Source organism: Henriciella mobilis (assembly GCF_003576315.1).
Classification (GTDB): domain Bacteria; phylum Pseudomonadota; class Alphaproteobacteria; order Caulobacterales; family Hyphomonadaceae; genus Henriciella; species Henriciella mobilis.
On record NZ_QWFZ01000038.1, the window covers coordinates 1 to 8,003 of the forward strand.

Sequence of the window (8,003 nt, forward strand, 5' to 3'; positions counted from 1 at the left end):
TGTAGCGCGACATTCTGGATGAGAAGCGAGCGTCAATCAGGATGAGAATCTGGAGCCGCGATTTTTGAATGATTGCGTCAAAGATTGACGCTTGCAAGAGGTTTGTCAGTTTGATTGTCGCGGCGCGTCAATCAGGCATGATATTGTTGGTGGTTGCGAACGCGGCGGGCCTTCCTGGTCCCTTTCGTCGCTCAACGGCCTGTCGGCGCCGATAGCTTTCGACATTCATCTCGAATATTGTTGCGTGGTGAACGAGGCGATCGACGGAGGCGAGTGTCATGGCGGGATCGGGGAAGACCTTGTTCCATTCCCCGAACGGTTGGTTGGCTGTGATCAACATGGACCGGCGCTCGTAGCGTGTGCTGATGAGCTCGAAGAGGACGCTGGTCTCGGCCTGATCCTTGGTGACGTATGCGAAATCATCGAGGATGAGCAGATCGAACTTGTCGAGTTTTGCCAGGGCGTTCTCGAGAACGAGATCTCTACGGGCCTGTTGCAGCTTCTGGACGAGATCGGTGGTTCGAGTGAACAGAACCCGGTATCCGCTCTCGATGAGCGCGAGTCCGATCGCCGAAGCGAGGTGGCTTTTGCCGGTTCCGGGCGGTCCGAACAGAAGCAGGTTTGCGCCTTTGCCCAGCCAGATGTCGCCCGCGACAATGGCCATGACCTGAGCCTTCGAGACCATCGGCACGGTGTCGAACTCGAATGTGTCGAGCGTTTTTCCAGGCAGGAGGCGGCCCTCTGCGAGATGCCGCTCGATGCGGCGGCGATCACGTTCGGCCAGTTCGTGCTCAGCCAGTGCGGCGAGGAAGCGGGCGGCGGGCCAGCCTTCCTTGTCAGCCTGGTCTGCGAACTTTGGCCAGCTGACCTTGGTTGCAGGCAAGCGCAGCTCGTTGAGGAGCAGGCTGAGCCGGGTCGGGTCTGTCGCGGAGTTCTTCATGCTCCTTCTCCCGTCGCCAGCGCAGGTGTGGAGCCGATGAGCGCTTCATAGGCCTGAAGCGGCTCGAGGCGGACGACGACATTGGGCAGGCTGGCGGCATCAGGCGCAAAGCGGGTTCGCAGACGGCCCATGTCAGGCAGGTCGCCAGTACCCAGACAGATCGACAACTCTTCAGCCAGTTCGCGCTCGCAGCCGCGTTCGTGGGCGAGACCAAGCAGCTCGACCATGATCTGGCACGCCTGGCGCTCGGTCAAACGATCGACGAGGAGGTCGAAGGTCTGCCTGTAGGCTTCACGTGGGAACAGCTGGTCGCGGTAGACAAGCCGCATCAAGGCCATCGGTTTGCGCTTCAGGGCATGGATGACGTGTCGGTAGTTGACGACCTGATCATGCTTGCCGGAAGGCGAAGCGCGCCCGCGCGGCAATGTCATGAGATGTGTGCTGCCGATGAAGACGTCGAGGCGGTCGTCATAGAGGCGCACGCGCAGGCGATGACCGATGAGACGCGAGGGCACGGTGTAGAAAACTTTGCGCAGGGTGAATCCGCCTGAGGATGTGACCCGCACACCGAGTTCCTCAAAGTCGGCGCTACGCTGCTCGGGCAGTTGCCTGAGCTCACTTCGCTCTGCGTCGATGCGTCTGGCATTGCGCGCGTTGCGGCGGCTGACGATCTCGTCGACGAAACCGCGATATGCAGTGAGGGTGTCGAAATCGCGCGCCCCCCGTAGCAAGAGGGCATCCTCGATCGCGCGTTTGAGGTGGCCGTGCGGGCCCTCGATGGCGCCGTTCTCGCGGGCGATGCCGGCATTGTTGCGCGAGGCGACCATGCCATAATGGGTGATCATCTCGTCATAGCGGCGGGTCAGGTCCTCGCGCGCCTCCTTGCCCAGATTACGGAAGGCCGCCGACAGGCTGTCCGTGCGGTGCTCACGCGGCACCCCGCCCAGCGACCAGAGTGCGTTCTGCAGGCCTTCTGCCAGGGCGACGAAACTCTCCCCACCGAGTACGACATGGGCGTGTTCAAAGCCGGAATAGGCCAGCCGGAAATGGTAGAGCCGATGGTCCAGAACCTGGTGGGTAATCGTGATGCCGAGTGCGGCCATGTCGGTGAAATCCGAAAGCCCCAGCCGGCCGGGTTCCTGCACCTGGCGGAAGATGACGTCCTGCTCCTCGCCATGAATGGCGCGCCAGGCCCGAATGCGACGCTCAAGCGTGCGCCGTACGCTCTCACCCAGATCAGGATGACGCCGGATCAACTCCTCGAAAACAGCCACGGGCCGGAGGCCCGGCGCTGCCTGCAACATCGGCACGACTTCGGCATCGAAAATGCCGGCCAGGGGATCAGGGCGCCGGCGGCCGCGCGCCTCGGTCTTCTGTGAAGGCGGTCTTGGATCCTTCTCGATCCGATAGGCGGTTGCCGGGCTGATCGACGCCTTCGCGGCGGCAACGGCTATCGGGTAAGTCTTCCTGTACGTCATATAGAGCCTCATCTGATGGTCGGTTATGTGGCGGCCGGGCAAGATGCGATCCCTCCGAATGGAAAATCGCCAGCTTACTCCACCGACCGCGAGCACCAGAAAGTCCTGAAAAACTTACGCTTCGGGGCAGGAACTCCAGTCGGGCTACGCCCTCCCTACGTTCCCGCCCCGAAGCGTTCTCATCCCGTTTGTCGCGCAACTCTCATCCTGATTGTCGCGCTGCAGATGCCGGGTGCACTGGATGCGCAATGTGCTTGGCCGTGTCGGCAAGACGCACCGGGCCGCCGTCGCCGCCCTGGTGAAAACGGTGTTCGTTCAGGAGACCCAGGAGGCAGCCCGTGAACAATGGCGCAGTGTTGCCGATAATCTGCGAGAGCGCTTCAACTCAGTCGCCGAACTGATGGACGCCAGCGAGGAAGACGTGCTCGCCTACATGGTCTTCCCGAAGGAACACTGGACGCAGATCCACTCGACCAATCCCCTTGAACGCCTCAACAAGGAGATCAAGCGACGCACCAATGTCGTCGGTATCTTCCCGAACGATGCCGCCATCATCCGCCTTGTCGGCGCACTGCTGCTTGAGCAGAACGACGAATGGGCGCTCACCCGGCGATACATGTCACTGGAAAGTCTCGCCAGGATCGTCGATAACCCTGTTCTCAGTCTGCCCGGCGTGGGCAACTGAACCCATCACCGCAGCCGAGACGGCGTGCACGAATTACACCACGTGATGGGACGCTACCCAACCTTGCCGACTAAAACAAGCTGGACTCGTTATCAGGACTTGTCAAAGGGATGGCGATGTTTAGCACAGCGGATGCAGCCAAAATGCTGACGGGGTACACAGCGCTCATGCGCGACAACGTGGCTCGGCTCTAATCCCAGCTGGGGGAAAGCTGGGCGTCATGTCACTTGCTGAGCGCGAAGCGATTTCCGGTTCGATTCGCCTATCTACATCCCAAAACTATGATCAAGGCTTTCCGATGTTCATCACGCTCTGGATAAATTGATCCATGTAAATTGAACCGCCCCGGGATTGTCGGAGGCCATTTATTGTAAGCTATGCGGCCATGGGGACGACGCGCAGAAAGCACAATATCTTCCCAAGGTTGCGAGCGGCGAATTGCGGCTGCAGGCCTTTGGCGTAACCGAACCGACCAGTGGCACGGATACACTAAGCCTGAAAACTTCCGCAAAAAGGGATGGCGATCACTATATCATCAACGGGCAGAAACTGTGGACCAGCCGCGCCGAACATTCGGACTTGATGATTCTCCTCGCTCGCACCACGCCGCAAGATCAGGTGCGTCGCACACCGAGGGGCTCTCGGTGTTCCTCGTCGATATGCGCGAAGCGATCGGCAATGGCCTCACCATACGACCCATCGAAACGATGATGAACCACGCGACCACCAAAGTTTTCTTCGAGGACTTACGCGTACCTGTCGCAAATTTGATTGGCGATGAGGGCAAAGGCTTTCGATACATCCTGTCAGGCATGAACGCCGAGCGCTTGCTGATCGCTGCGGAATGCGTGGGCGATGCTAAATGGTTCATCAACAAGGCAACGGCCTACGCGAATGAGCGCGTTCTTTTCGGTCGCCCTATCGGCCAGAATCAGGGTGTGCAATTTCCTATCGCGCGCGCCTACGTACAAATGCGCGCCGCCGAGTTGATGGTGCATGACGGGCTGCGCAAATATGAGGCGGGCGAAAATGTTGGCGAGCAAGCCAATATCTAAAAAATGCTCGCTGCAGAGGCAAGCTGGGCTGCCGGTGAAGCCTGCATCCAGACCCATGGCGGATTTGGTTTTGCTGTCGAATATGACATTGAGCGCAAGTAACGTGAAACCCGGTTGTATCAAGTGGCCCCGATTAGCACGAACATGATCCTGTCCCATGTCGCTGAACATGTCCTTGGTCTGCCAAGAAGCTACTGAAAAAAGAGAAGCGGGCTATTGCCCGTAGGCGTTGAATTCTATTCTATATGGCCTTGCCGGATGTGACCTCGCCTAGGCAAGGTGGTCGCGATACGTTTCGCGTAAGCCCTTTTTGTCGATCTTTCCGGTCGCTGTAAGCGGCACTTTTGCAAACAGGATGTCGTCCGGCAGCCACCAGCGAACAACCTTCGTTTCTAGGTGCGCGCGAATGTCGGTGGCGGTAACGACCTGGCCCTCATGTGTTTCGATCACGAGAAGGGGACGTTCTTCCCATTTTGGATGATAGACGCCGATAACGGCTGCAATCCGGACGCCGGGATATCCAACCGCCGCATTTTCGAGGTCGATCGAGCTGATCCACTCGCCGCCCGACTTGATGACGTCCTTCGCGCGATCGGTCAGCCGGAGAAAGCCAAAGCGGTCAATCGTGCCGATGTCGCCGGTGTCGAACCAGCCATCGCTGCCGACGCCTTCAATATCGGGAAAATAGCGGTCGACGACCCATGGTCCGCGCACCTGAAGCGCGCCAGCCTGCTCGCCGTCCCATGGCAGCGGCACGCCGCCATCATCGATAATGCGCAGTTCGATGCCGAACTGCATGCGACCCTGCTTGCTGAGCAGAACATCGATCGCGAAATCGTCACCTTCAGCCATAAGGAGCGGGGTGGGTGTCGAAATCACCCCGAGCGGATTGGTTTCGGTCATGCCCCAGAGCTGGAGCACGGTGACTCCATAGTGTGTCCGAAACGTTTCGGCCATTGCCCTCGGCACGGCCGAGCCGCCGATCACGAGGCGCTTGAGATTGCCGACGCCTTTCTCCGTGGCATCAAGGTGCGCGAGGTACATCGTCCATATCGTTGGCACGCCGCCCGAAAAGGTGACGCCCTCTTCGTTGATCAGGTTGGCAAGACTGGCACCGTCCATCTTGTCGCACGGAAGCACAAGCTTGCAGCCGTTGATCGCAGCCGTGAAGGGCAGACCCCATGCGGTGGCGTGATACATTGAAGAGCACGGCATGATGACATCGAAAGCACTGAATCCGAAGGCGCTGCTGAGGCCGGCCGCCATGGCATGGAGAACGATCGAGCGGTGGCTGTAGAGGACGCCCTTGGGGTCGCCTGTCGTCCCCGAGGTATAGCAAAGAAAGGCGGCCGCCTTTTCATCGAAGCTCGGCCATGCGAGGGCGCCGTCCTCGTGCGCTAGCAAGGCCTCATAATTCAACGCGTCGGCAAGATCCGGCACGAAAGCTGCGCGCTCGGCGAGAAGGACATAATGCTCGATCCCGGGGAGGAGAGGGCGCAACCGTGCGACGAGCTCGGCAAGATTAGGTTCAAACAATAGGACACGGCTACCTGCATGCTCGATAGTGAAGGCGATCTGTTCGTCGCTGAGGCGCGGGTTGGCGGTGTGCAGAACGGCCCCCATTCCAGGAATCGCATAGAAGAGTTCGAGATGGCGGTGCGTGTTCCAGGCGAGTGAGGAGACGCGGTCGCCCGTTGCAACACCGAGCACGCCAAGGGCCTGCGCCGCCTGGCGCGAACGCTGGTCGCAGCTACGCCAGTCATACCGCCAGACGGACTCATCGACGAGCTTCGAGACGATCTCCCGCTCGCCATGCGCGCGGGCGGCATATTGTAATATACCACTGACCAGCAACGGTGCGTCCTGCATCAATCCTTGCAGCATGTTGCATTCTTCTCCTAGCGGCCCCGGCGTGTTATGCGCAACGCGCCCTTCTGTTCCGTATGACGCGCAGGCGCGCATGCTGTCAATTGACCGCCGTCTTGCCCGCAGGCCCAGTTGTGGCCTGCTGCCGTTTGGTGGACACGGAGATAGGCTCATTCATGCTACACCGGCTTCGCGTTCGACGTCGATGGGGCTTTTGTATCCGATGGTCGAGTGCCTGCCGATGGGGTTGTAGAAGCATTCGATGTAATCGAACACATCGGCCCTAGCGTGGTTGCGCGAGCGATAAACTTTCCGCGCGATCCGCTCGGTCTTGAGCAAGGAGAAGAAGCTCTCCATCGCGGCATTGTCCCAACAGTTGCCCGACCGGCTCGTCGACCAGCCAACCATCCCCCTGGAGGCCTCAGTGCATTATTGGGACACAGATTCACGGAAGGGCCATGCAAGCTGATCACTTTGCGGTGATTTTCAGCGGTAAAAGCCCATCATCATCAAAATTGCCGACGTCAGACCAAACATAGTCGCCAGTCAGATTGATATGATCCCAGCCCAGCGGGGACAATTGCCGCAGCGCCTCTGCATGATCAGGCATTGCGCGGAGGTTGAGTGCGCCCACGGCCCGGTTGAGATATCGACAATTGAACAAAATGATTGCCGCCGTCACAAGATTGAGCGCGGCAGCGCGAGTTTGCTGGTTTTCTTGGCCCCGATCTCGGAACCGGCCAAGGCGGTGGAAGGCAACGGCCCGGGCCAGAGTGTTGCGCGCCTCACCCTTGTTGAGTTCGGCGGTCACCTGCTTGCCCAGCGTCGACAATCCGACACCCAAATTAGCAGCCACACGCCGCCGGGACAATCCACTGGTCAGCGCAATGCGAACCGCTTCCTGTTTGAAATCTTCTGTATGCTTCATCATCTCTTCGGTCTCCTTGTATGAGTGTTTAACTCTCAAGTGACCGGCACAAAACCGGTACAAGTCCAATACTGTCAGGCAGCGCTTCGAGATCGCGCGCCATGTTCTCCAGCATCTCGATCTCATGGGTGAGTTGCTGGATCTGCTGGTTCACCTCCTGAAGGGAGCGGACGGCCTGGTAGATGTTCTGGATGTGATTGGCGGGGTCATAGACCGTCCATTGGGCCGAAGCTGGCGGCGCGATGAGGATAGAAAGCGGCGCGGCGCAGATGAGGACGGAGGAGAGAAGACGTTTCATCGGGGGTTCCTATTCGGCTGCGAGGATGTGGGCGGGATTGAAGGGCGCGTGCGCTTCGGACTCCGGCGCATGTCCGGGCCAGCGGGTGAGCAGCTCAGCCGCCCAGGGCAGGCCCTTCTCGATCAGCCAGCAGGCCGCGAACCCGTCGCCTTCCGTCTCGGCCCAGATGCGGTCGAGCATGGCCTGATCGTCGGGCGAGGACGCACCGCAGATCGAGAGCGCGATCGGCCCGAGGCCGAGGTCGAACACGCGCGCACCCAGCGGCGACTGGTGATAATAATCGCGCTTCGGGGTGGCCCGGCTGATCAGTTCGATCTGGCGGGCGTTGAGGCCGAACCGGTGATAGGTCTCGCGGGACTGCGGTTCCTGCGCGCGTTCATTGGGCAGGAATATCCGTGTCGGGCAGGACTCGACGAGCGCTGGCGCAATGCTTGAGTTCGCGATGTCGGCCAGGCTCTGCGTGGCGAACACGACGGACACGTTCTTTTTTCGCAGGGTCTTCAGCCATTCGCGGATGCGCGCCGCGAACATCGGATCATCCATGAACAGCCAGGCCTCATCTAGGATGAGCAGCGTTGGTTTGCCGGTGAACCGGGCCTCAAGCCGGTGGAACAGGTAGGTGATCACGGGTACCACCGCGCCTTTGGCGTGCATCAGCTCTTCCATTTCGAAGGTGGCGGTGTCCGCGAGACTGAGGCTTTCATGATCAGCATCCAGAAGCCGTCCATGCGGGCCTTCCAGCGTGAACGGATG

Annotated in this window: 6 protein-coding genes and 3 pseudogenes; 2 read left to right on the forward strand and 7 right to left on the reverse strand. The window is 59.8% G+C overall.

Features of this window, described 5'->3' with window-relative positions; all coding sequences use genetic code 11:
• Positions 1-127: 127 nt before the first annotated feature.
• Positions 128-940 (reverse strand): IS21-like element helper ATPase IstB, encoded by an 813-nt coding sequence (istB, locus tag D1227_RS17170; protein ID WP_119404655.1) that lies wholly within the window; start codon positions 938-940, stop codon positions 128-130.
• Positions 937-2,460 (reverse strand): IS21 family transposase, encoded by a 1,524-nt coding sequence (istA, locus tag D1227_RS17175; protein ID WP_035542056.1) that lies wholly within the window; start codon positions 2,458-2,460, stop codon positions 937-939. The genes istB and istA overlap by 4 nt, the downstream gene beginning before the upstream one ends.
• Before the next feature lie 181 nt (positions 2,461-2,641).
• Between istA and D1227_RS17180 the strand changes: the two are divergent.
• Both D1227_RS17180 and D1227_RS20540 read left to right on the forward strand, forming a co-directional pair.
• Positions 2,642-3,103: pseudogene (locus D1227_RS17180) on the forward strand (transposase); the annotation flags it as partial.
• Positions 3,104-3,478: 375 nt separating this feature from the next.
• Positions 3,479-4,356 (forward strand): annotated as a pseudogene (locus D1227_RS20540) (acyl-CoA dehydrogenase family protein); the annotation flags it as partial.
• A 72-nt stretch (positions 4,357-4,428) separates the two neighbouring features.
• On the opposite strand, the gene D1227_RS17195 reads toward D1227_RS20540, so the two are convergent.
• The 5 genes and pseudogenes from D1227_RS17195 to D1227_RS20260 all read right to left on the reverse strand — a co-directional run.
• Positions 4,429-6,042, reverse strand: coding sequence for a long-chain fatty acid--CoA ligase (locus D1227_RS17195; RefSeq protein WP_199285889.1), 1,614 nt, complete (start codon positions 6,040-6,042; stop codon positions 4,429-4,431).
• Positions 6,043-6,198: 156 nt separating this feature from the next.
• A pseudogene (locus D1227_RS17200) lies at positions 6,199-6,420 on the reverse strand (IS3 family transposase); the annotation flags it as partial.
• 73 nt (positions 6,421-6,493) lie between these two features.
• Positions 6,494-6,955 (reverse strand): Tn3 family transposase, encoded by a 462-nt coding sequence (locus D1227_RS17205; protein ID WP_035540769.1) that lies wholly within the window; start codon positions 6,953-6,955, stop codon positions 6,494-6,496.
• Between the two features lie 25 nt (positions 6,956-6,980).
• A complete protein-coding gene (locus D1227_RS17210) occupies positions 6,981-7,250 on the reverse strand; it encodes a TrbJ/VirB5 family protein (protein ID WP_051625027.1) in 270 nt (89 codons plus the stop codon).
• A gap of 9 nt (positions 7,251-7,259) precedes the next feature.
• Positions 7,260-8,003 (reverse strand): TraG/VirB4 family ATPase (locus D1227_RS20260; RefSeq protein WP_459178278.1); only part of this gene is annotated, 744 nt, incomplete at its 5' end.

Bases quoted from the DNA above. Each gene is read 5' to 3' on its own strand.
- D1227_RS17195 (WP_199285889.1), bottom strand. From the start codon at position 6,042: ATGCTGCAAGGATTGATGCAGGACGCACCGTTGCTGGTCAGTGGTATA.
- D1227_RS17210 (WP_051625027.1), bottom strand. From the start codon at position 7,250: ATGAAACGTCTTCTCTCCTCCGTCCTCATCTGCGCCGCGCCGCTTTCT.
- D1227_RS17205 (WP_035540769.1), bottom strand. From the start codon at position 6,955: ATGATGAAGCATACAGAAGATTTCAAACAGGAAGCGGTTCGCATTGCG.
- istB (WP_119404655.1), bottom strand. From the start codon at position 940: ATGAAGAACTCCGCGACAGACCCGACCCGGCTCAGCCTGCTCCTCAAC.